Source organism: uncultured Psychrosphaera sp. (assembly GCF_947500655.1).
Classification (GTDB): domain Bacteria; phylum Pseudomonadota; class Gammaproteobacteria; order Enterobacterales; family Alteromonadaceae; genus Psychrosphaera.
Genome location: NZ_CANMSK010000006.1, coordinates 97,808 through 121,994, shown reverse-complemented (window position 1 = coordinate 121,994; position 24,187 = coordinate 97,808). Strand labels below are relative to the sequence as shown.

General features: G+C 37.2%; 20 protein-coding genes and 1 riboswitch. Of the genes, 6 read left to right on the top strand and 14 right to left on the bottom strand.

Annotation, left to right across the window (positions count from 1 at the left end):
- Positions 1 to 20: 20 nt before the first annotated feature.
- Complete coding sequence (locus Q0940_RS07525) at positions 21 to 3,470, top strand: PAS domain-containing hybrid sensor histidine kinase/response regulator (protein ID WP_299266440.1); 3,450 nt, start codon at positions 21 to 23, stop codon at positions 3,468 to 3,470.
- A 271-nt stretch (positions 3,471 to 3,741) separates the two neighbouring features.
- On the opposite strand, the gene Q0940_RS07520 is transcribed toward Q0940_RS07525, so the two are convergent.
- The 4 genes from Q0940_RS07520 to acs form a co-directional block, all read right to left on the bottom strand.
- The gene (locus Q0940_RS07520) at positions 3,742 to 3,948 is read right to left on the bottom strand and encodes a cold shock domain-containing protein (protein ID WP_299266438.1); all 207 of its coding nucleotides are present in this window, start codon (positions 3,946 to 3,948) and stop codon (positions 3,742 to 3,744) included.
- A gap of 170 nt (positions 3,949 to 4,118) precedes the next feature.
- Positions 4,119 to 4,442, bottom strand: coding sequence for a hypothetical protein (locus Q0940_RS07515; protein WP_299266435.1), 324 nt, complete (start codon positions 4,440 to 4,442; stop codon positions 4,119 to 4,121).
- Between the two features lie 190 nt (positions 4,443 to 4,632).
- Positions 4,633 to 5,286 (bottom strand): response regulator transcription factor, encoded by a 654-nt coding sequence (locus Q0940_RS07510; RefSeq protein ID WP_299266432.1) that lies wholly within the window; start codon positions 5,284 to 5,286, stop codon positions 4,633 to 4,635.
- A gap of 4 nt (positions 5,287 to 5,290) precedes the next feature.
- The gene (gene acs / locus Q0940_RS07505) at positions 5,291 to 7,234 is read right to left on the bottom strand and encodes an acetate--CoA ligase (protein ID WP_299266430.1); all 1,944 of its coding nucleotides are present in this window, start codon (positions 7,232 to 7,234) and stop codon (positions 5,291 to 5,293) included.
- A gap of 264 nt (positions 7,235 to 7,498) precedes the next feature.
- Between acs and Q0940_RS07500 the strand changes: the two genes are divergently transcribed.
- Together Q0940_RS07500 and Q0940_RS07495 are read left to right on the top strand one after the other, a co-directional pair.
- Positions 7,499 to 8,545 carry a DcaP family trimeric outer membrane transporter gene (locus tag Q0940_RS07500; RefSeq protein WP_299266428.1) on the top strand — a complete coding sequence of 349 codons (1,047 nt, stop codon included), beginning with the start codon at positions 7,499 to 7,501 and terminating at the stop codon, positions 8,543 to 8,545.
- Between the two features lie 221 nt (positions 8,546 to 8,766).
- Positions 8,767 to 9,813: a M20/M25/M40 family metallo-hydrolase gene (locus Q0940_RS07495; protein ID WP_299266425.1), complete on the top strand. Its 1,047-nt coding sequence runs from the start codon at positions 8,767 to 8,769 to the stop codon at positions 9,811 to 9,813.
- A 108-nt stretch (positions 9,814 to 9,921) separates the two neighbouring features.
- On the opposite strand, the gene Q0940_RS07490 is transcribed toward Q0940_RS07495, so the two are convergent.
- On the bottom strand, positions 9,922 to 12,690 hold the full coding sequence (locus tag Q0940_RS07490) for a response regulator (RefSeq protein WP_299266422.1): 2,769 nt from the start codon (positions 12,688 to 12,690) through the stop codon (positions 9,922 to 9,924).
- A gap of 189 nt (positions 12,691 to 12,879) precedes the next feature.
- On the opposite strand from Q0940_RS07490, the gene Q0940_RS07485 reads away from it, so the two are divergent.
- Together Q0940_RS07485 and Q0940_RS07480 are read left to right on the top strand one after the other, a co-directional pair.
- Positions 12,880 to 14,205: a Na+/H+ antiporter family protein gene (locus tag Q0940_RS07485; RefSeq protein WP_299266419.1), complete on the top strand. Its 1,326-nt coding sequence runs from the start codon at positions 12,880 to 12,882 to the stop codon at positions 14,203 to 14,205.
- Between the two features lie 43 nt (positions 14,206 to 14,248).
- Complete coding sequence (locus Q0940_RS07480; RefSeq protein WP_299266416.1) at positions 14,249 to 14,881, top strand: LysE/ArgO family amino acid transporter; 633 nt, start codon at positions 14,249 to 14,251, stop codon at positions 14,879 to 14,881.
- Positions 14,882 to 14,959: 78 nt separating this feature from the next.
- Here the strand turns inward: Q0940_RS07480 and Q0940_RS07475 are convergent, their stop codons facing one another.
- The 9 genes from Q0940_RS07475 to moaA form a co-directional block, all read right to left on the bottom strand.
- Complete coding sequence (locus Q0940_RS07475; RefSeq protein ID WP_299266414.1) at positions 14,960 to 16,546, bottom strand: di-heme oxidoredictase family protein; 1,587 nt, start codon at positions 16,544 to 16,546, stop codon at positions 14,960 to 14,962.
- Between the two features lie 93 nt (positions 16,547 to 16,639).
- Positions 16,640 to 17,767, bottom strand: a complete 1,128-nt coding sequence (locus Q0940_RS07470; RefSeq protein WP_299266412.1) for an imelysin family protein — start codon at positions 17,765 to 17,767, stop codon at positions 16,640 to 16,642.
- Positions 17,768 to 17,810: 43 nt separating this feature from the next.
- Positions 17,811 to 19,151, bottom strand: a complete 1,341-nt coding sequence (locus tag Q0940_RS07465) for a hypothetical protein (RefSeq protein WP_299266410.1) — start codon at positions 19,149 to 19,151, stop codon at positions 17,811 to 17,813.
- Positions 19,152 to 19,498: 347 nt separating this feature from the next.
- Positions 19,499 to 19,975, bottom strand: coding sequence for a molybdopterin synthase catalytic subunit MoaE (gene moaE / locus Q0940_RS07460; RefSeq protein ID WP_299266408.1), 477 nt, complete (start codon positions 19,973 to 19,975; stop codon positions 19,499 to 19,501).
- 7 nt (positions 19,976 to 19,982) lie between these two features.
- Positions 19,983 to 20,249: a molybdopterin synthase sulfur carrier subunit gene (moaD, locus tag Q0940_RS07455; protein ID WP_299266406.1), complete on the bottom strand. Its 267-nt coding sequence runs from the start codon at positions 20,247 to 20,249 to the stop codon at positions 19,983 to 19,985.
- Positions 20,246 to 20,761, bottom strand: a complete 516-nt coding sequence (moaC, locus tag Q0940_RS07450; RefSeq protein ID WP_299266403.1) for a cyclic pyranopterin monophosphate synthase MoaC — start codon at positions 20,759 to 20,761, stop codon at positions 20,246 to 20,248. Before moaC ends, moaD begins: the two co-directional genes overlap by 4 nt.
- A gap of 9 nt (positions 20,762 to 20,770) precedes the next feature.
- Positions 20,771 to 21,307, bottom strand: a complete 537-nt coding sequence (gene moaB, locus Q0940_RS07445) for a molybdenum cofactor biosynthesis protein B (protein WP_299266400.1) — start codon at positions 21,305 to 21,307, stop codon at positions 20,771 to 20,773.
- 56 nt (positions 21,308 to 21,363) lie between these two features.
- Entirely contained in the window at positions 21,364 to 21,963 is a 600-nt protein-coding gene (locus Q0940_RS07440; RefSeq protein ID WP_299266397.1) for a molybdenum cofactor guanylyltransferase, read from the bottom strand.
- 40 nt (positions 21,964 to 22,003) lie between these two features.
- On the bottom strand, positions 22,004 to 22,975 hold the full coding sequence (gene moaA, locus Q0940_RS07435; RefSeq protein ID WP_299266395.1) for a GTP 3',8-cyclase MoaA: 972 nt from the start codon (positions 22,973 to 22,975) through the stop codon (positions 22,004 to 22,006).
- A riboswitch (molybdenum cofactor riboswitch) is annotated at positions 22,962 to 23,141 on the bottom strand. (Overlaps the previous gene by 14 nt.)
- Before the next feature lie 248 nt (positions 23,142 to 23,389).
- On the opposite strand from moaA, the gene Q0940_RS07430 reads away from it, so the two are divergent.
- Entirely contained in the window at positions 23,390 to 24,172 is a 783-nt protein-coding gene (locus Q0940_RS07430; RefSeq protein ID WP_299266392.1) for a molybdopterin-synthase adenylyltransferase MoeB, read from the top strand.
- Positions 24,173 to 24,187 lie beyond the last annotated feature (15 nt).

Here is a 24,187-nt window from a genome sequence, read left to right as displayed (position 1 = left end):
TAACGCATAAGGGAAAATTAATGACAGCAGTGATAATTATAGTTTCAGCTATATATGCAGGGATAATGTTCTTAATAGCTCGATGGGGCGACAGAACTAACAATCCGTTATCACAAAAGATCACTCATCATCCTATCATTTACGCATTTGCGCTGGGCATATACTGTTCTAGTTGGACTTACTTTGGAGCTGTAGGCACAGCATCTACTGATGGTTGGCAGTTTTTACCAATTCTTTTAGGCCCTATTTTATTGATGTTATTTGGTTATCCTATATTAGCCAAATTAGTTCAAGTATCTAAAAAACAAAATTTAACGTCCATTGCTGACTTTATTTCAGCTCGTTATGGCAAACGTCAGCAAACGGCGCTTATTGTCACTGTTATCGCGACTTTGGCCATCATTCCTTATATTGCATTACAACTTAAAGCCATTAACGCGAGTTTTTCAGCTCTTACTTTAGTAAACGATAGTGTGACTGGTATTGAATATACTTCAGCATTTTTAGCGGCATTATTAATTGCTTTATTCGCTATTTTATATGGAGCAAGGAAAGCGGATGTTACTGAGTATCGCTCTGGACTTATTTTTGCCATTGCGTTTGAATCTTTATTTAAGCTACTCGGTTTAGTGGTTTCTGCTTGGATAGCATTAACGTTATTTGATCAAATAGAAATTGCTGATTTACCTGCTATGCCTGAATCGATTTGGACTACAGACCGATTTTTTAGCTTAGATTTTATTGTACAAACCTTTATGGCTGGCGCTGCAATATTATGTTTACCAAGGCAGTTTCATGTCATGGTGGTGGACAACAGCGATTCAAAAAACTTACAAACAGCGCGTTGGTTATTTCCTTTATATCTAGTATTAACAGCAGCTGCGATTATTCCTATTGCCCTAGCGGGTCATTATTTTTTATTAGATACAGGTGTTAATAAAGATATTTTCACAATGGAATTACCAATGTACGTTAATAGTCATTGGGCAACTATATTTGTTTTCTTAGGTGGTATATCGGCTGCTAGTGCCATGATCATTGTCGCGACACTAACCTTAAGTACAATGATCACAAATGATGTATTTATGCCGTTACTATTAAAACGTGATAGCCACCAAATACTAGATCAAGGAATGTACAAATTTAAAGTTGTTCCTTTACGACAGTTTACTATTGGTGCCATTTTACTCTTGTCTTACGCCTATTATTTATCTTGGGCAAATCAAACCTCGTTACACAGTATTGGCCTTATTGCCTTTTCTTTAGTGATCCAATTATTACCCGCTATTATTGGTGGCTTATATTGGCGAAAAGGTCACGCTAATGGGGTTTACGCTGGTTTAACACTTGGTTTCTTAAGTTGGTTGATGTTTCTACTTATGCCACTTGCGTCAGCGAGTGATGTATCACAACATAGTGGGATAATTAGCCAAGGCGTGATCATAAGTTTAATAGTGAATTGTTTGGCTTATTATGCATTTTCGTTAATGGCCAAAGAACGATTAATTGATAAAATTCAGGCCGCAGCGTTTGTGCACCCAAATGTTAAAGTTCCGATTGCTAAACAAAGGTTGGTGCATACTAGCGCAAGCGTAAAAGATTTAACTGATTTGCTGATGACCTTTTTAGGTAATGGTCGATGTGAACAACTATTACTGGAATATGAACAAGACCAAGAAGAGCTAGCGATTAAAGAAGGTTCCAAAGTTGTTAAATTAAAAGACACTGAAGAATTAACACATCACTTTGTCGAATATTGTGAACGGATGTTGGCTGGGGTGTTAGGCGCTTCTTCTGCTCAGTCGTTGGTTAATATAGTTCTCTCCGGTAAACAATTAGATGTTGAAGATGTTGTGAACTTCTTTGACGATACCACGATGGCATTAAAAACTAATCAAGCCATTCTATTTAGTTCATTAGAAAATTTAAGCCAGGGTATTAGTGTCATAGATAAAGACTTAAATTTGGTGGCTTGGAATAAGCAATATTTAGAGTTATTTGATTATCCTAAATCTATGGTAAAAGTTGGATTGCCGGTAAAAAACTTGATCCAATTTAATGCATTAAGAGGTGAGTGCGGTCATGGCGAAATTGATGAATTAGTAAATAAGCGTTTATCACATTTACAAAGCAGCCAAACACATAGTTTTATCCGTAGACGCTCAGACGGTCGTGTGATTGAAATGGTTGGAAACCCCTTGCCTAATGGTGGTTTTGTAACAAGTTTTAATGACATCACCAGTTTTATAGAAACTGAACAAGCATTAAAAGACGCTAATATTAACCTTGAGCATAAGGTGAAACGTCGAGTCGATCAAATAAGTGAAATTAGCCAAGAATTAAGGTTAGCTAAGCAAGAAGCCGAACAAGCCAATGCATCAAAAACCCGATTTTTAGCACTGGCGAGTCACGACGTATTGCAGCCATTAAATGCAGCAAGGTTATATGTTTCATCATTAAGTGAAGACTCACTTACCGAAAGCCAGCATCAAACTTTAGATAAAGTTGATCAGTCATTATATGCAATGGAGGATTTACTCGCGACTTTGTTGGAAATATCTAAATTAGAGCAAGGTGCTTTAGTCCCCACATTTACTCATTTTAAACTATCTAGCGTATTACGCTCTTTATGTGATGAAATTTCAGCTCAATGCCAAGATAAGGGGATCCACTTTATTGAGCATTGGCATGATGTTGTTGTGTATTGCGATGCAACTTATTTGCGCAGAATACTACAAAACTTTCTATCAAATGCAGTTAAATATACTAATGAAGGTAAAGTATTAATTGGTATTAGGCATGAAAAAAAAGGAACGATAAGAATTGAAGTCTGGGATACCGGAGAAGGTATTTCAGAGTCAGATCATCAACATGTTTTTCAAGATTTTTACCGCACACATACCGGAAGTATTAAAGGGTTAGGATTAGGCTTAGGTGTTGTTGAACGTATGAGTGAACAACTTAAATGCCCAATAAAACTATCATCGCGCTTTGGTAAAGGTTCTTGCTTTGGTGTCAGTATTCAATTGGGCGACTCTAATCTCGTTGCGGAAACATCAAAATTTGCACAACATGAATCTAGTCAGTTTAATCATTTAAATGTTATTTGTGTTGATGATGAGATTCAAAACTTAGATGCTATGAAGTCTCTGTTGGAGAAATGGAGCTGCCATTGTTTATGTTTTTCTAGTGTTGAAGCACTCAGTGAGTATTTACAATTATCTGAATGCGTTTGCCCAGATGCACTATTAATTGACTATCAATTAGTACCGTCTACAACCTCAGGGTTAGAATTAATACAACAAGTTCGATCGCATTGGAATTTGGACATTCCTGCGGCTTTAATAACAGCAGTTAAAGAAGAGAGCTTAAAAGAAACGTGTAAACAATTAGATGTACGTTATATGCCAAAACCATTAAAGCCAGCGGCATTAAAATCTTGGCTGAAAAGTTTGGTGCAAAAGCAGTAATAGCTGATGTTGATTTAAGCTGAATGGCTTGTGTATTAATGAATTTGGGAATGACTGAATGTATGGAGCTAAAATTATAGAGCTAGAAATATTCTAAAAAAGGCAATCTAATAAAGGTGGTGTAATTATTTGTTGATTGTATTTAAGTTCTTTAGGAATGTATTTTGTTGTAAGGCGGATACTTTTTACTGCAGGTGTAAATTCAATCTAGGGTGGGGAAGTATAGGAAAGCTAATGCGCTATGCGCATCAGCCAGCCTATGAGTTATCGCTTAAAGAGCAACAACTTTATTTGCACAAGGGCCTTTAGGACCTTGGCCAACTTCAAACTCAACAGCTTGACCGTCGTCTAATGTTGCAAATTGACCGCCTGCTTGAATTTCTGAATGGTGAACAAATAAATCTTTGCTTCCGTCTTCAGGAGTAATGAATCCGAAACCTTTATCTGCGCTGAACCACTTAACTGTACCTTTACTCATAACTTTCTCTTTCTCTTCGGTGAAAAATAAATTTCTGACTTGTTATCACCATTACAAATCAGACTTTGAATTTTATTCAATTAACTAACTTCAGCTAGTTTAAATTTTTTATTGCTGTTTGGCTATACCAAACTGATAAACAATGCCTACTATTGTCAATTATTATGAAATTATTGACCTTTACCGTTTCTTTTTTTCATTCCAACGACTTTTCTGGCTATCGATAACAACTCAGGAGAGACATCTCCAGCACCATCTTTGATTAATTTACTTACATCAGCGGACGAAAATAATGAACCACGTTCAGACATTATGCCTAATGCTCTAACAAAATCTTTAGTTTTTCCTGTGCTACCCGTATCAATATAATTAAAAAGTACACGTTCATTAAAGCTTTGTGGTTTTTTCTTTAAAGTAGCAATATTAACGTTAAGCGCATTAATTTCTGCTTCGTAAACTTCAATTAATTCGGCAATATTTGAAAATTTGTTCATTACGTTATTTTACTCTTATAAGATTAATAGATTCGAGCTACAAGTGCTCATATTGCGATTGTAACAAATTGTAGCCGTCGGTATAACCCTCACGCTTGAAACTATTGTACTGTAATGTCGCTGAGTAAATACCATTGAACCTCATAAATCCTATTTAAAGTTGAAATAGCATAAATTTATATCGTTAAAGTTATTTGCTAGAAATACTAGGCTCAAGTTGTAGTTTTTCTGCAAGTAATACAGCTTGAGTTCTATTGTTAATTCCTAACTTTTTGAATATTGCCGTTATGTGCGCTTTGATGGTAGCTTCAGTAACATTAAGCTCGTAAGCAATTTGTTTGTTTAGCATACCTTCATGTAATAAATATAAAACTCGATATTGCTGAGGCGTTAGCTTCGCGACTCGGTTAGCTAAATTAAGATCATCGCTTGATAGCGCTTGAATTTGATTTTCAATGCCAGGAGGAAGCCAAGTATCGCCTTCTAATATGTTATTAATTGCTTGAGCGATTTGAACGGATGATGAAGATTTGGAAATAAAGCCCATTGCACCAAACCCCATGACTTTTGAAATGATATCCAGTTGATCTGAGCCAGAAATTACCGCAACTGGTAATTCTGGGTAATCTTCTCTAATTCTAATAATGCCGTATAAGTCACCGCTACCAGGCATATGTAAATCTAGTAATACTAGGTCTAGGTCATCGTGGTTTTCAATTTGCTGGATTGTGGATTCAAGTGAATCGGACTCCACAATACTCAGCTCAGAAAATTGACTTCGTAAAGCGCCAATAAGCGCTTCACGAAATAATGGATGGTCGTCTGCAATTAAAAAGTTAGCCATATACTCATCTGTTTAGTCGATTTTCTATGATGGAATCCACCACAGTCGGATCGGCCAAAGTAGACGTGTCACCCAGTTGAGCATAATCATTAGCTGCAATTTTTCTTAATATACGGCGCATGATCTTGCCACTTCTGGTTTTTGGTAAACCGTTTGTCCACTGGATCATATCTGGTGTTGCTATAGGACTAAGGTCGTGACGAACCCAATCACGTATAGACTTGGTCAATTCTTCCGTTACTTCCGTTCCAGATATAGGAGTGATATAAACATAAATACCTTGGCCTTTAATATCATGAGGATAACCCACAACGGCTGCTTCTGCGACTTTTTCGTGTGCAACTAATGAACTTTCAATTTCAGCGGTACCTAACCTGTGACCTGACACGTTAAGAACGTCATCTACACGCCCTGTGATCCAGTAATATCCGTCAGCGTCACGCTTACAACCATCACCCGTGAAATAAACATTATCATAAGCTGAGAAGTAAGTTTCTTCAAAACGCTTATGGTCACCATGTATGGTTCTTGCCTGTCCTGGCCAAGAGTCTTTAATGATTAAGTTCCCTTCATTTTCGCCTTCAAGTTCATTACCTTCAGGATCAACTAGTGCTGGTTGCACACCAAAGAAAGGGAAGGTTGCAGAGCCTGGTTTTAATTTTGTAGAGCTAGCAAGTGGAGTGATCATTGCTCCACCTGTTTCAGTTTGCCACCAAGTATCAACAATTGGGCATCTTGATTTACCCACAACTTCGTAATACCACTGCCAAGCTTCAGGGTTAATAGGTTCACCCACGCTACCTAATAAACGTAAAGAATCACGGTGAGAGTCTTTGGCTGCCAAGTCACCTTTTGCCATTAATGCTCTAATAGCAGTTGGCGCTGTATATAGAATATTAACGTTATGATTATCGATAATTTGACCAATACGGCGTTCGTCTGGGTAAGTTGGAATACCTTCAAACATTACGGTTGTTGCTCTATTAGCAAGTGGTCCATAAACAATATAGGTATGACCGGTAACCCAACCAACATCGGCAGCACACCAGTAAACTTCACCCGGTTTATAATCAAAAATCATTTGATGAGTCAGCGATGCATAAACTAAATAACCGCCAGTAGTATGAACTAGCCCCTTTGGCTGACCAGTTGAACCTGATGTGTAAAGAATAAACAGAGGATCTTCTGCATTCATAGGTTCAGCAGGGCATGTAGTTTCAAGATCCCCAACAAATGAGTCCCACCAAACTTGTTTGTCCAGTAATGGCATTTTGTGATCGTCATGATTAAACACTATGGTTTTTTCGACACAAGTAACGTCGTCTCTTGCCAATGCTTCATCTACATTTTGTTTTAGTGGTAAGCTTTTTCCACCACGTTTACTAATGTCTGATGTGATAACCACTTTTGCTTCACAATCAATAATACGGTCAGCAATCGCATGGGGTGAAAAACCTGCAAATATAACTGAGTGAACCGCACCAATTCGAGCACAAGCTAACATTGCATAAGCGGCTTCTGGAACCATAGGCATATAAATAACAACTCGGTCACCTTTTTTAACCCCAAGTGATTTTAAGCCGTTTGCTAATTTGCATATTTCATCGTGTAGTTGTTGATAATTAATGTGTTTACTTTGACCTGGGGTATCAGCTTCCCAAATGATTGCACTTTGGTCCGCGTGATCAGGTAAGTGTCTATCTACACAGTTAGTACAAACATTTAGTTCGCCATCTGCATACCAGTCAATTTTCACATCACCTTTGTTAAAGCGAGTGTTTTTAACTTTTGTATAAGGTTTTGTCCAATCTAGTCTTTTCCCTTGGATGTCCCAAAATTTTTCAGGGCTGTCAATTGAGGCTTGATATAAATCATGATATTGCTCAATAGTTAAAGGAGTTGAATTTTCATGGTCAAATTTGGGTATTGCATATGATTTTGAGGTCATAATAAGGCACCTAATGAGTAGATTGATTTTGGACTAAGTTTTATGACAACTAGTTCTTTTTAATGGAATAAACTTTAGTCGAAATGGCCTTCCAAATACTATTAGACCTTAGTCGAATAGACTAATTGCTAATTGTTCAAATTTCATTCTTTTCAAATAATAGATTTCGAAAACAACAACTCGAAGAAGTTGCATAGATGTGAAGTAGCGACTATATGTTGATACTTCATATATTCGAATTTAGATGAAACAGGGTTTAATAAAATGAAAAAAATAATAAATGTATTAACGTCTGCAACAATATTATCAACAACAGTATTATTTAGTGGTGCTTCTACCGCCGCCTACGAAATAAAAGTAAACGATGATGAAACTATTAAGTTTGGTGGTTTTATTAAGGTTGATGGACGACATGTCACTGGAAACGTTGCATACCAGGACTTTTGGATTGGCACAGGAACGGTATTAACAGAAGATGCTTCTCAGACTAAGTTTTCTGTTAGAGAATCTCGAATCAATACCACATACACAGGTTATGGGGTGACGGCATTTATTGAAATGGATTTTTATGGCAGTGGCGGTAATGAAGTTATCTCCAATTCGTCCAACCCTCGTTTACGTCATGCAATGATTAAATATGAAGACTTTGTAATTGGTCAAACATGGACCACGTTTATGAATACCAGCGCTTTGGCAGAAACAGTTGATTTTGCAGGTGCTATGGTAGGTGAAGCGTTTGTGCGAAACACACAAGTTAGATATAGCAAAAATGGTTTCTCAGTAGCGTTAGAAAATCCAGAATCCTACGGCGGCGATCCAACTAATGATTCTATGCCTGATATAATCGCTAAATACCAATTTAAAGGTGATTGGGGTAATGTTTCAGTTGCTGCTTTAGTAAGACAATTAACTACATTAACAGGTGAAACTGAAAGCGCTGCTGGTGTATCTATTGCAGGTAAAATTAATGTAGCTTCTAAAGACGACTTTAGGTTTCAACTTCATCAAGGTAACTTAGGTCGTTATGTTGGTGTTGCAGCTGCAACCGATTTAGTAGGTGAAGAAGTAGAAGAGTCAAGCAGCTTTATGGTGGCATACCGTCATTTTTGGACAGAGGCTGTTCGTAGTTCAGTATTTTATGGCAATATCACAACGACAGAAAGTGATGTAGACAGAAGTCATTGGGGTGTAAACATATTCAAAAATTACACACCTAAGTTTTCTGTTGGAGCAGAGATTGGTAACTTTGAAATGGCAGAAGCTGATGCTGATTCAAGTTATATGCAAGTGTCTGCAAAACTAGCTTTTTAACTATCAATTAGACATGCGCTTAGTTAACCGCATTTAACTAAGCTGTATTTAACTAGCCAGATTAAATCTGGCTACGTGTAATTAAATAGCAAATGATACGGGGTGGGTGATATTTCATTCACCTCGTAATATTTTTATTTCATATCATTTCTCTTTTTATCACATCGATTTACCTGTATTTTACTGCTACTTACATTGGCATCAAATATACGGAAACCCGCATGAAATACCTTCTAACACTATGTTTATTATTTAGTTTTTCAAAGTCAGTATTAGCTGATGATTTTGCTTGGCAAAAACTAACTGAATTAACCGACGAAACCTCTGGAATTGGTGCAAGACCAGCAGGCTCGGATAAAGAAAAAGAGACTGCAGCTTGGATCAAAAATCAGTGGCAGTTATTGGGGTATACAGTTAATGAATTTCCATTTGGATTTTCTATAAAAGGTCAAAAATTAACGTCTGAAAATTTATCTATCACCATTAAAGGTCAGTCGGAAGAAACCATAGTTATTGGGGCTCATTATGACTCAACAGGCGAAAAGCAGGGCAGCCTAGGTACAACAGACAATGGCTCTGGGGTAGCCGCAATTCTTGACTTAGCTAACCGTTTAAAAGAACAAAAACTACCTATCACTGTCAGATTAGTGGCTTTGGGTGCGGAAGAGTTTGGTTTACAAGGCTCTAAAGCTTATGTGGGACAACAACAGGAATCACTTAAACATGTTGTTGGTATGATCAACTTGGATACCATAATTGGTGGCGACAAACTTTACGTACATAGCGCTCATGAAACACCTTATAAATGTAAGGCAGTTAGTAAACCTAATTATAATTCCTCAACAAAATTAAGAGATGAATTACTGTCTATTTCTAAAGACCTATTTACTGAAAATAGCCATCAATTACACCCTGCATTTGAAGGTTACCCTCAAGGACAGACGGGCAGTTGGTCAGATCATTCGCCTTTTGCTTGTAGTGGTATGCCAATTGCCTATTTAGAAGCGACAAACTTTGCGATTGATGGACATTCAGGTAATGACGGTTATTCACAAACCACACATAAAGAGGCTTGGAACTGTTTAAAGCAAGATGGATTAACGGCTTGCGATAGAGATACTGAGAAAAAATGGGGCATGATTTGGCATACGGAATTTGACCGACTTGATAAACTAACGGTGATGTTTAAAGACAGACTAAAGTCACAATTAACCCAAAATATAGATGTATTAGAAGCCTTTGTTAAGCAACCGAACATCCAACGATAAGCTTTTTAATTAAAGCTTGTAGAAAATAATACCACTATTGAAGAGAGCCTGAGAGTTCTCTTTTTTTATATTCAAATATAAACATTCAGACGATATCGAGAATGTTAACTATGCGGTTTTATTAAAGTAATCGGAACAATCTTTTAAGCATTGCACAATTGTATCGTGTAAATCTCTTGGCTGAGTTGGTTTGGCAATGTGAGCATTGATGCCCATAGAAAGGTAGTATTGAATATCATCTGACATGACATTGGCCGTTAGGGCAATAATTGGGGTATTAGCCACTTTTTTGTTAGCGGAGTTACGTATGATTTTGCTTGCTTCAACACCATCCATAACTGGCATATGAATATCCATTAATATTAGATCAAAGTCTTCATTTTCAATAAGCTGAGTACACTCTAAGCCATTATCAACTAATCGAAAAACTATACTTTCTTTTTCTAACATTTTTGTAATGACTAATTGATTAATCTTATTATCTTCAGCAACTAATACTCTCAACCCAGCTAATGACTCTTCATTACTTGCCATTGGCAATATTGTTGAGTTTTCAATGTTAGTTTGAATTACGCTATATAGTAAACTGGTAAGAACTGGCTTGTGCAAAACCGTATTGATATTTAGCTTGTTCGCCAATTCATTTATTGTATTTTTGTTATAGGCCGTAATTACAATAATAATCTCGCAAGGCTTAGCCTCCATATTATTTATATGAGTTAAAAAGCTTTCGCCACTCATTGTTGGCATGCACCAATCGGTAATAATCACTTTAAACTTCCCTTGCTCTTTTTCTATAATATCGAGTGCTTGTTGACCTGTTCTACACAAAGTACAGTTTAGCCCCATCAATGAGAGTTGTTTCTCAATTGCGTTCAGCGCTAAGGTATTATCATCGACTACTAGTACATCAAAAACGTCAGGGAACACTAAGTTTTGGCTGTTAGGCGTTAATACTTGGGTATGAAGTTTTAGTTTTATTGAGGCTGTAAATACACTGCCGACATTTTGTGTACTGGTCACGGAAATGTCACCACCCATTAATTTACATAAACGTTTACTAATGGTTAAGCCTAAGCCTGTACCACCAAATTTTCTGGTAGTGGAGCTATCTTCTTGAGTGAAAGCGTCAAATAAGTGTGGCAGATTTGTAGGCGCTATACCTATACCAGAATCTTTAACGATAAAGTGCATAAGCACTTCTTCATGCTCGTTTATAGTTGGCTCAGCTTGAATATTTATAGATACCTTGCCATTAGGTGTGAATTTAATGGCATTAGCACATAGGTTCAATAGTACTTGATTGATACGAACCACATCACCGATTAAATCTGGATTAACGTTATCGTCAACATTAATGGCAAACTCTATGCCTTTTTCTTCGGCTTGGTTTTCAAATGTGGTTTTGATGTAATCAACAATTGAATGAATAGAAAAAGGGAAAGCTTCAAGATTAATATTACCGGATTCAATTTTAGAGAAGTCTAAAATATCATTGATGACGATGAGTAATTGATCAGAAGAGTATTTGATTTTATCTAAATATTGTTTCTCTTTTTCTGGTAAATCGCTGTTGAGTAAAATATTAGTGAGGCCAATAACGCCATTCATTGGGGTTCTGATCTCATGACTCATATTGGCTAAAAAGTCTGATTTTACGGATGTTAAATGTTCAGCCTCTTCTTTTGCTATTAACAGTTCTTTGGTTCTCTCATCAACACGAGATTCTAATTTTAATTTTTCGTTATCCAGCTCTTTTAGTAGTTGAACTCGTTTATTATTTAAAAATGATACAAAGGTTAAAAAGCTCGTTAATAAAATGATGATGATCATTGTGGTGTATATAAGGGTTTTATTTTTTTCAAAATAAGAGGGGGCGTAATAAGAAATTACCGAGTCTTTAGGTAGTTTTTTAGTGTCGATATTAAACTTATCTAGCTGTCGCCAATCATAATAATGACCACTTAGTTTTTTGAGATTAATGGGTTTTAAACTCTTGTTATTAATAAAAGAGATCACTGATTCTGCGGCTTGTGTACCAATATTTTTGCCTGACAGTAAATGTCCACCAACAATACCTGCCCCTAGCATCGAGCTCCAGTAACTGATAATGGGAGCCTTGCTATCAGCGGTCAATAATTCTAAAAACTGAAATGGACTAATAACTGCGTCGTTATAACGGCGAAAAACAGGCGTAAATATAATCATAGAATCAGATGAAGCATTATTTACTTTGTTGATCAGTTCTTCGGTAGGTACATCAAACCATTCTTCAATACTGATATGAGAAAAATTCTTTGTAATGATCGGGTAAATACTTCGAGAATAGTCAAAACCAATTTCACTATTTTTATCTAAGATTACAATTATTTTTTGGGGAGCGATTAAGTTTACGGCGTCTTGTGTTGCTTGTTTGAAGTTTAATTTGGGTTTTATAATAAGCCCTGTTTCATCAACAGGTATTGTAAATTTACCGCCGGGTGACAAGTGTATTCTTGGAATACCAGAAAATAAGTGATCAAAACTGGATAATAACGTCGCAGCTGGGATGCCTCTAGTAATAATAATATCTATTTTTTTATCTTGATATTTTTGTTGTAGATACTGAGTCATGATTGATTTTTGCTGAATTTCGTCAAACCTAGCCGAGTCCATATTTTCAATAAATAAATCAAAGCCTGATGCATGTTCAAGTAACTTAGTTCTTAATCCATTTTCCACTGCTTTTTGCCACGGCATCTCTTGGTTTAATGAATTAATGAATAGAATTTGTGTTGGTTTTTGTACAGAAGTGGATATGGTTTGAGCTGTATTTGCTTGTACATAAAAACAAAATACCTGACATGCAAAAAGTAAAATAGTTAAATGGGATTTCATACTACTCAGGGCGCTTTATTTAAAAATGAAACCCTAGATTAGAGAGAAATGTATTTATTATCAACTAAATGAATAAGTCGACTGCCATTTTATAGGATTGTAAACATTGAGACTAGCAATCTTAGTCAATTCAGACATAATCTCACAAGTATTGATAATCCCAATAAATTAATGAAATTAGGAAAAGCTATGAACGCTGTTGTTGTTGCAGTATTACTGATGGTAGGTCTAAGTTTAGCGCGAGTAAATATTGTAATTGCTTTAGTGTTAAGCGCTTTAGTTGGTGGCGTTGTTGGTGGCTTACCTTTGCTGGAAACCGTTAAGGTGTTTACTGAGGGCTTAGGTGGCGGAGCCGCTATTGCATTGAATTATGCCATGTTAGGTGCGTTTGCTGTCACAATTTCCAAGTCGGGTATTACTGATGTATTAGCCAATAAAGTGATCACTCAAATTAGTGGGAAAAACGCCTCCGTCGGCAGTACTATTTGGGTTAAGAGCATTTTATTTGGTGTTATTTTGTTAGCTGCTGTTGCTTCACAAAATATAGTGCCTGTTCATATCGCGTTTATTCCAATTTTAATACCTCCTTTGTTACATGTAATGGCTCAACTTAAATTAGACAGAAGGGCAGTTGCTTGTATTTTAACCTTTGGTTTAACGTCCACTTATATGTTGTTGCCTGTTGGTTTTGGTCAAATATTTCTAAATACTTTATTGTTTACTAATTTGGTAGAGAGTGGCGTGAATATTCAGGTGGAGCAGTTGCCACTAGTAATGGCTATTCCTGTATTTGGTATGTTTCTGGGGTTACTGTTTGCATTATTTGTAAGCTATCGTGGAAAGCGAGAATATTCGTTAGATAATATTTTAGCGCCAGAGCCTGAAAATCATACGTTAAAAGCAAAACATTTATGGGTTGCCGCTATTGCCATTATTGGAGCGCTTACCACGCAACTGTTAACAGATTCTATGATCATTGGTTCGTTAAGTGGAGTTATACTGTTTATATTAGGCGGTGTACTTAAAGTTGAAGAAACCCAAGATGTCTTTTCTAAAGGCGTATATATGATGGGATTATTGGGTTTTATTATGATCTCAGCGGCTGGTTTTGCCGAGGTGATGAAAGCAACACAAGCAATTGATTCATTAGTATTAACTACCACAGATTTAGTAGGTGACAATAGAGTGTTAGCTGCGTTCTTAATGTTGTTAACTGGTTTGTTAGTCACTATGGGAATTGGTTCGTCTTTCTCTACCATTCCAATTATAGCCTCTATATATGTGCCACTAGCAGTAGGTTTCGGTTTTTCACCACTTGCGACAGCTGCATTAGTTGGAACTGCTGCTGCATTAGGTGATGCTGGTTCTCCGGCTTCAGACTCAACTTTGGGTCCAACATCTGGTTTAAATGCCGATGGTCAGCATGATCATATTTGGGATTCAGTGGTTCCTACATTCCTTCATTACAATATTCCTTTGATCATCTTTGGCGTCATTGCCGCCATGGTGTTGTGATAATTATTCATACAGAAATAGAAATAAATTTAGAGAGAGATAAATGGTAACAGCGGCATTATTGAAAGGTTTGATTTTAGGCGCAGGAATGATCATTCCTATTGGCGCACAGAACTCATTTATTTTAAACCAAGGTATTAAGCGTAATCATCATATTTTAGCAGCTACAATTTGTATTATTTGTGACGTGTTATTAATAAGTATTGGTATTTTTGGTGGTGGTAAACTTATCTCTAGCAATGAGTTATTAATGTTGTTTATTACCATAGGTGGTATTTTGTTCTTATTGATTTATGGTGGAATGTCGTTCAGATCTGCTTTACGTAATCAATATCATCGTGTGGAGTCTGTTGATAAAAGACCGAGCAGAAAGATGATAATCGTAACAACATTTGCGGTTACTTTATTAAATCCTCACGTATATTTAGATACCATTATTATTTTAGGTAGTGTTGGCGGTACGTTTGAAGGGGAAGACAGAGTTGCGTTTGCTGTTGGAACTATACTCGCGTCAGTACTCTGGTTTTATGCGTTAGCAATTGCGGCAGCTAAATTGGCACCTTGGTTAAGTCGTTCTAAAGTACAACAAACAATAGATATAATAGTTGGTATGATCATGTTTGTGGTTGCATATACCTTGGTTGATTCTTTAGTGACGACGTTGAGTCAAAGCTAACGGTTATAGTGTTTACTCTTTATAAATAAAAAAAACAGCCGACAGGCTGTTTTTTAGTGATCAAAGATAAAAAGTAAATTATAGCGACATTACAAAGCTAACTAGTTGCTCTCGTTCAACTTCTGACAGGCTAGCAAATAATGTGCGGCTGTTAGCGGCTTCGCCACCGTGCCAGAGTATTGCTTCTTCAACTGTATCGGCTCGTCCATCATGTAAAAATCCAGCCGCTGGGTTTACCGTTTTAGTTAAACCTATTCCCCATAATGGTCTGGTTTTCCACTCAAAACCGTCTGCCATAAAGTCGCGTCGGTTATCGGCTAATTCGTCACCCATATTATGCAATAACATATCTGTGAAAGGATAAATTTTCTGACCTTTTAATGCCTCTGGAGCATCTTTTCCGCCAATGCTTAATTCACCAGTTGCTGTAGTAAATGATGGTGTATGACATGCCGTACATTGTGTTTGCTCAAATAAAATACTGCCGGTTAATACATCTTCATCATCAATGTTACGTCTTGCTGGCACCGCTAAAGTTTCAGCGTAAAACACTACATCGTCAGAAAAGCTTTGGCTGGCTTCTGGCTCGCCATAAATATCTGAACCAGTGTCTTCATTGTTCGTTCTGGTTAAATAGCTTTCATGCAAGGCTGTGTTGGCTATGCTTTCATCTGGAAATAAAGGGTTGGTGATACCCATATCGCCACGTAATGCGCCAAGGGACTGAACTCGTACGCTTGGCGTACTGGCTTTCCAACCAAAACGACCTAATGAAATAGGTGTGTCATCACCGTCTCTTGCTTTTATTGGATCAAACACCCAGTTGGCTCTGCCAGATATGCCATCAGCATTTTCATCAGTACTATCTTCTAAGGCGAGAATATCTTTTTCTGGTATTAATTCTAGTAAACCTAAACCGAAAACAGGCATGCCGTTTCTTGGGCTGAAACGCACGTTGTCTTGCATAATTGAGCTATTGCTTTGTTCGTCAGCTTCAACATCATATGGAATTTCAATATCAAATAGCGGTTTTTTTAATTCAACACTACTTCCGTCAGGATAAGTGAACGTTGAACTTTCATAAGACAAGTACACATTAGCTTGGCCAATAAATGGGTTTTCTTCCCAGTCGTCACGAGCCTTTAATACACCACGGTGAAATAACTGAGTACCAAATCCATCCACTCCAACGTTATTGCAGTAATCATTGTCAGCATCTGGATAATCACATAAGCCATCTTCTATGCTCATGCGTAAAAATATGCCAGCGCTACTACTTAATAAAACTCTGTCTTGATCAGTGGATAAGGTAACAGTGGAAGGGCGACCATCTCTTTGATGGCAAGAATTACAATCTTGATTGTTAAAAACTGGACCTAAACCATCTAGCTCTGGATGTTCAGTATTTGGTGCAGTGGTGAACGCTGTTTCAAAATGAGCGTCACCCGTTAAATGTTGTGCTAGTTCATCGTCGGTTAATGTTGGGATTGGAGTAGAAAATCCATGACCAGACTCACTTGCGTTCTCAGCGGTTGCAGTATCGCCTAATTTTTCTACTAAGGCGTAATCTGGGTATTTGCTTGAATTATCATCTGAGTCACAGCCAATAATGATTTGACTGAGTAAAGCTGAGACGGCAATAAGACGTAAATTGCTAACAGGCATAATTTATTCTATTCCATTTAATATGATTATTAATCAACACTTATAAAAAGTAAAAGGCCCTTTAATAAGAGCCTTTTATATTTTTTATTAAAACTATTGAACGTTCCACTCATTTAATAGTAGCAATACATCGTTCTCTAAAGATGTTTGTAATACGCTTAATGAGTCGATTGCTGTTTGAATACGTACGCGTGCATCCGCGTCGTTGATTGCTTGTCTAAACGGTAAGTCGTCAGATCCTGCAATTGCTTCTATGTTAGCTATTGCTGTCGCAATTTCTTCGTCAACGCGGGTTGCTAACTCAGAGTCAGCAGCGTCTACAAAGTCAATAATACCCGCAGCGTCTGCTTCACCATCAAACTCACCACGATATACATTTTGAACACCGGTAATGTTATCAGTGAAATCTGCAAGTGAATTCCAGCTATATTGAGACTCAACCAATGACGTATCAGTACTGTCGATATCAGCCCCAAATGGGTCAGAGATCTTACCGTTACCTACCTCGTCCACAATGCCAATTAAGCCATTAATTAACTCTTCTATTACACCCACTTGTGATGAATATATTTCGTTGTCGGTTTCTAATAAGTAGTCTTTATAGGCCTCTGAACTGTCGTTATTCGCGTCACTTGCTACTAACCAAGCATCTTCTAAATCTTGTGTGTAACCGTTAAATACTTCTGCAGTGGCGCTTAAATATTCAATTTCCAAATCTGTCATTTCAGTAATGGCTTTAGTGTTATCTTCTACACCATCACCAAATAACAAAAATTCCATCGTATGGAAACCTTGAACATCATCATTTGAATTACGTACACCATCAGCAGTAAAGCTATCTTGAGTACTCAAAAGACTTTCTAAATCACTGGTATTTAGAGGCCAGCTATCTAGATGTGGATCAATAGATAACGAATCTACAGGACCAAATATATGAGACTCGCCTTGTTCCCAAGGTTGTCTCACATCTTTCCATGCTTGCTGTGCAGCAGCTAAGTTAGCTTCTGTTTTATCGGTTGATAATGTCGTTATTGCAGCAACAAATGCTTCAGCTTTGGTATTTAAATCAACATAACCTGCAACAATGACGTCTTCCGTTAAGTTGGTGATCATTGGTGTTGCATCAAAATCAAACGACGTATTGTCGTCATCATTATCTGAACCACAGGCTGATAATAAAGTAACTGAAACTAAAATTGATAAACATGACTTCTTGAACATAATTTTCTTTCCTTAAAATTAAATAAATTGGTTAAATGTAAAACTAAATAGAGAACTGATAGCCGACTGAAATACCAAATGAACTTGTGTCATCTATGGCTTCAACGGCATATTGCTGAATAGCAAACTGGCTCTTAATTACGATGTTTTTAACAGGCGTGTAGTTAATGCCAAATGCGATTTCTGATGTGTCGAATCGGTCTGTTGGAGTTGAGCTTTCTGCTTCTTTTACTGGATTGGCAAAACTGTAAGCAACAAATAATGTGGTTGGGTTGGTTATATTGAGTAAGTCGTTAACGTGAAAGCCTGCTTCAATAAATCCGGCGTGGGCTTCACTACCAATTAAAGCAAAGTTACCCGGTTGTAAGCCAGCCGTTGTTTTATTTGCTTGAGTGATTAACTCACTGTCTTCTAAATTACCTAATAAGTATTGGGCTTTAACAATAACGTCATTACTGCGCCATACGCCATGTAAACCCCAAATAGATACATGACCATCGGCAGAAACATTATTATCGTTATGACGGTTACCAGACGTATTACTAGAGTAATAACTAAAGCCAATACCACTTTCTTTTTTTATGTCGCCGTAATCAAGACGAATAGTTAACGCTAAATCGTTGGCATTGTTAGTTTCAAAGCGCTGTTGGTGACCACTGGCAATCCAATTATAAGTTCTAAAGTATTCAGAGTTTAAGCCTGTGGTTATTAAGCTTTGTAAATGGAAGTTTTTCCAATTGGCTAACAAGTTAACACCTGTTTCGTGCCATGTTTGTGGAATAAGAGTCGCTTCACTCCAATGACGTTGAGTAGTTAAATACTGGTCAGGTTTATGAAAGTCAGTACCTAATCCAACCGGAACCGCAATGTGACCAAATTTAACGCTCACATTGTCGTTGTGTGTGTATTTGAATTCTATTTTTTCAACTAGGACTTCACCGCCAGCTTCAATTTCAGTTTCAAACTCACCAAACTCTTCAAAGCCATCATATTCTAAAGCTGTGCCTGTTCCGCCGTGTTCAAATTCAATTTCAGTTTCAATTTGCCATTTATCAGATGGTTGATATTTTAACTCTAATACAACACGTTCAAGGTCAACTGTGCCTTTATTTTCAGCGTCAGTGTCTTGAATATTACGAAATACAGGGGTGTTACTGTAAGCAATGCTGCCATAAGATATAATCTGCCAGTTTTTATCTTGCTTTTGGCTTAATGTTTGAGCCGTAACTGTTTTTGTAGAAAGTAACTCAACTTTACGTTCTAGCTCTTTCAATTTTTGAGCAAGCGATTCTGTATCTTGTTCTGCGGTATTAGCAGACACTGACTGAAAAAAAGAAAGATGACCGACTAGAGCAACAGTAATAAATGAGGTGATATTTTTCATGTTAGGTTTCATATAAAAAGTTTTATAATTTAATGATAATAAAAATAATTATCATTTAGGTGTTTACATATTAGATGATAATCATTCTCATTGGCAAGTAATTGTTTTTATAATTTATTCTAACTTATGCAATGAATAGAAAATTGAAAGTGGTTGTTTGCAGCTTCCTCTGCAGATTAAAGCTAAGGTGAAAGTTAAAATTATGATTTTTCTAGTTTTTTCTGAATTGTTTTATTGAAATTAGTTTCAGGGGGATGTAGTAAGTTATAAGAATGCATTCGCCACAATTTTTTTTGGGGGGGAAAGTTAAGTTGTAAGTAAGATCGTAAATTTTGTCATTTTAAAGCTTAAAGTTTATCCCATCGTTGTTGTGCTTTCACATCTTTATCTTCGGCTTCTACCCAACGTTCGCCAATATTAGTGACTTCTTTTTTCCAAAATGGCGCGTCATTTTTTAGGTAATCCATAATAAATTGTGTTGCTTCAAAAGCTGCTTCACGGTGTTTACTGGTGACACCAACAAATACAATTTGATCAGACAATGCGAGCTTACCAATTCTATGTATGACTCGTACTTTTCCTAATGGCCAACGTTGTTTTGCTTGTAGAACAATACCTTCTAACGCTTTTTCTGTCATGCCAGGATAATGTTCTAAGGTGAGCCCTTCAACATAATTACCTTGATTATAATCTCGTACTAAACCGACAAAAGTAACAACCGCACCGTCATTGCTATTACTAGTGCCGTCGGAGTTAGTAAGTAGGGCTTGGTATTCTGCAGCCATATCAAAATCTTGAGTTTGTACTGAGATCATTTCATCCATTTATTTATTACCCACCCGTAACTGGAGGGAAAAAGGCAACTTCATCTCCATCTTTTAGCACTTGGCTACCATCAACAATGGTTTGGTTAACGGCCATTAATAACTTGCCGTTTGCTAAGCTAGATTGCCAGTTTTCATCTGTTTTGGCTAACTGCTCTCGTAATTGCTCTAATGTCTTAACTGATTGAAAAGCTTGATCACTTGATAGGTTAATAGTTAACTCGTCGCAGTTTAAAGATTCTCTAAGTTGAGCGAAAAATAAGACTTTTATCATAATGGGGTATCTAAATTGTCGTGGTTATTGGTATTACGGTCATGTTGCCAATGGCCTGTTTTACCACCTAGTTTTTCTAACACTTTAATGCCTTGAATTTCCATATAAGGATCAGCAGCCTTACACATATCAAATAAGGTTAATGCTGCAACACTTACCGCAGTTAATGCTTCCATTTCTACACCAGTACGGCCTGTTAATTTACACATGGCTTGTACACGAATTCGGTTGTGTTCTGGCTGTATTTCAAAATCCACATCCACTTTAGATAAAGCCAGTGGATGACATAACGGAATAAGGTCGGCGCATTTTTTAGCAGCTTGAATACCGGCTATTTTGGCTGTGGTGATCACATCACCTTTTTTGTTTGTATGATTGAGCACTTCCTCAATGGTCGCTGCTGACATTAGAATATAACCTTCCGCAATTGCAGTTCTTACCGTTGGAGTCTTGTCAGTAACGTCAACCATATTGGCTTGGCCGCTTTGATCTACATGAGTTAATTTAGTCATAGCTTGTCCTTATGACGTCGAACAATTTGTAGTGGCTGACTTTAACTGACCCACAAAGTTACAAGGGCGGTGTGATGAATCCAGTTGAGACTCAATAATACCCCAAGCAGTTTTACATGCGCCCGTTGACCCAGGCATACAAAATATAATCGTCTCATTGGCTAAACCTGCAACCGCACGAGATTGAATAGTGGAAGTACCAATCTCTTGATAAGACACATGTCTAAATAATTCACCAAATCCATCAACAACTTTGTCAAACATTGGCAGCATAGCTTCTGGAGTAGAATCACGTTTGGTAAAACCTGTTCCGCCAGTAATTAGTACCACTTGAATATTGGTACTGGCAATCCAGTTAGAAACGACTGCACGCATTTGATAAATATCATCGATAACTATTTTTTTGTCAGTAAGTACATGACCTGATTTTTTCAAAGCCTCGACTAAGTGAGCACCTGATGTGTCTGTTGATTCATCTCTGGTGTCAGAAACGGTTAATACTGCAATGTTTAGTGGCAAAAAAGGCACTGTTGGTTTTGATGACATCTTGTTACCTGTTACTAATTAATGACTATTACTATTAAAAATGTGTGTTCAAATACTTACAACTTATAGCTGTTTACTAATTCATGCCACTGCTCTGGAGTGTTGGTGTTTATTAACTTATCGTTCTCTGACGTACTCAATGGGATCGCGTTAATACACTTTAAAAAACGTTGCACAGAACGACTTGGTTTGGCTACAGATACATCTGATAAAATGGTTTCTAAATACTCTCTGGCCATACTGGTATTAGGAATAAATACAGGTAATGGATGGTCCATATAATACACTGCACTATTCATGGTTAACCCTGCTTCAACTAAACAAATCAACAGTTCTTCTGACAATAATGGCATATCAATTGGCAGTACTAAAATAGGAACGCTCAAGCAAGATTCTTTACTTTCAAACAAAGCACTATGGATACCACTTAATGGTCCATGATCCGGATAAATGTCTGGTAAAGAACCTTCGGTAAAATCATTACGGTTAACAAAAACATCTGCCGCACCTATGTCTTGCAATAATGTAATATTACGCTGTAATAAGGTTTCACCATTAAGTTTTAATTGTGCTTTGTCTTGTCCCATTCGTGAAGAGTAGCCAGCAGCCAGCACTAAGCCTACAAATGGTCTTATGTTTTTTGTGCTTTCACTCATATCTTTCACCTTTTCTAACTTTCTATTTCATTTACTACTTTTATCCACCAAGCATAGCTAAATGGGTGGTTGCGCCTGTGAAGTTTTTAGCTAATTCGTGGCCTACTTCTTTATTGGTCATGGCCGCTAATAACGCATCACAAGTTTGCTCAACGCCATCTTCGGTTAAGTATGGTCTTAAATCTATTCCTTGTTCGGCAAACAAACATAAGTGTAATTTGCCATTAGAGGCAATGCGTAAACGGTTACAGGTTTTACAAAAGTCAGTGCTGTACGGCATGATCAAACCAAATCGGCCTTGATAATCAGGATGGCAAAACTCTTGAGCTGGGCCTGCTAATTTGCCTTTAATAACTTGAGTCCAACCTTTGGCTAATAAATCTTGTTTTATATATTCGCCAGATACATGGTTGGTGGCAAAGTAGTCTTTGTTATCACCGGTTTCCATTAGCTCAATAAAACGTACCGTGACGGACTTATTTTTAATCCAAGATAAGTACTGGTCGATTTGATCTAAGTTGAATGTTTTAAGCAAAACCGCATTAAGCTTAACGTTGGATAAGCCTAAAGATATTGCTTTGTCGACTCCACGTAAAATAGACTCTAAATTTTGATGGCCTGTAATGGCTTGAAATAACCTAGGATCTAAACTGTCGGCACTAACATTTAAATGCGTTAGTCCAGCCTCAACCCATTGCTCTATGTTATTTTCGAGATTAAAACCATTGGTGGTAAGAGCAATTTGCTCTATGCCTTGGGTATTATTACAGATACGAATAACGTCAACTAAGTCTTTGCGTAAGCCTGGCTCACCACCTGTGATACGAATTTTCTTCATACCTAGTTTGGCAAAGGCGGTGACTAAGGTTTTGATTTCTGACAGAGACAGGAAGTCGCGTGCCCCAGAACAGTCGTAACCGTCTGGCAGGCAATAGTCGCAACTAAAATTGCAGACATCAGTGATGGATAACCGCAAATATTCAAATTTACGGCCGTAATTATCTTGTAACATAACACCTTTCCAAATGTGGGAGGCCAAGCAACATTTCTATTGTGACCCTGGCAGTACATTTCAAACATTGAAATGACTACGGCTAATCCACCGTATTCTTTGCGGTAAACGCAAATAAAGTTAGGTGATAAAACGTAAACGTATTAGCTCGGAGTTAATTTTTGTGAATCTCCATCATAACTGTTTTTGTTAACAAATAAAGGCCTGTCTAAAGCTATTTTTAGATCAAAATGAAAGTGCTAATAACAAATAAAAAACAACAATAAAGTAAATAGTCAGTTAACAATATTTGTTGTTTGTAATAAACGGGGTATTCTCCCTGTACTATTCAAAAGTACTCAGTCGTGTTTTGCCGTACCTGTAACCATAAAATTATAACAATCAAAGTATAAAATAAGAGAAGTGTATTAAGTCATGTCTAAAACAGCAAAACCTCAATCACTAAAACCTTTGTCAGACGACCAGTTAATGCGTTACAGCCGTCATATTATGTTGCCTGTAATGGATATTGATGGGCAAGAAAAACTGTGGAATAGCAAGGTTTTAATCATTGGCGTTGGTGGTTTGGGCTGTGCTGTCGCGCAGTATTTAGCATGTTCTGGTATTGGGCAGTTAACGCTGGTGGATGATGACTTGGTAGATAAAACCAACTTACAAAGACAAGTGTTACACGCTGAAAATAACGTGGGAATGAATAAATGTGAGTCCGCCAGACAAAGTTTACAACAACTAAACAGTGAAATAACCATTAACACAACTGAACACAGATTAGGCTGGGTTGAGCTGTCAGCGGCAGTAGAAAGTCATGACGTGGTGGTAGATTGCTCGGATAATTTGGACACCAGAAATGAACTGAATTTATGCTGTTTTCAGTCGAAAACGCCTTTGGTTTCTGGCGCTGCAATAAGAATGGAAGGGCAGGTTGCGACTTATACAATGCAACAGGGACAACCTTGTTATCAATGCTTAAGTACCATTTTTGGTAGTAGCGGTGAACAAAAATTAACGTGTTCAGAGTCTGGTATTTTATCACCTGTGGTTGGTGTTATCGGCTCATTACAGGCAACGGAAACCATTAAATTGTTGGCTGGAATTGGCACTGTACTGTCATCAAGGTTATTAATGTTTGATGCCAGTACAATGAAATTCAATGAATTTAAAGTGGCTAAAAATCCCAATTGTCAGGTTTGTAGTTAATCGCACTAAGGCAAC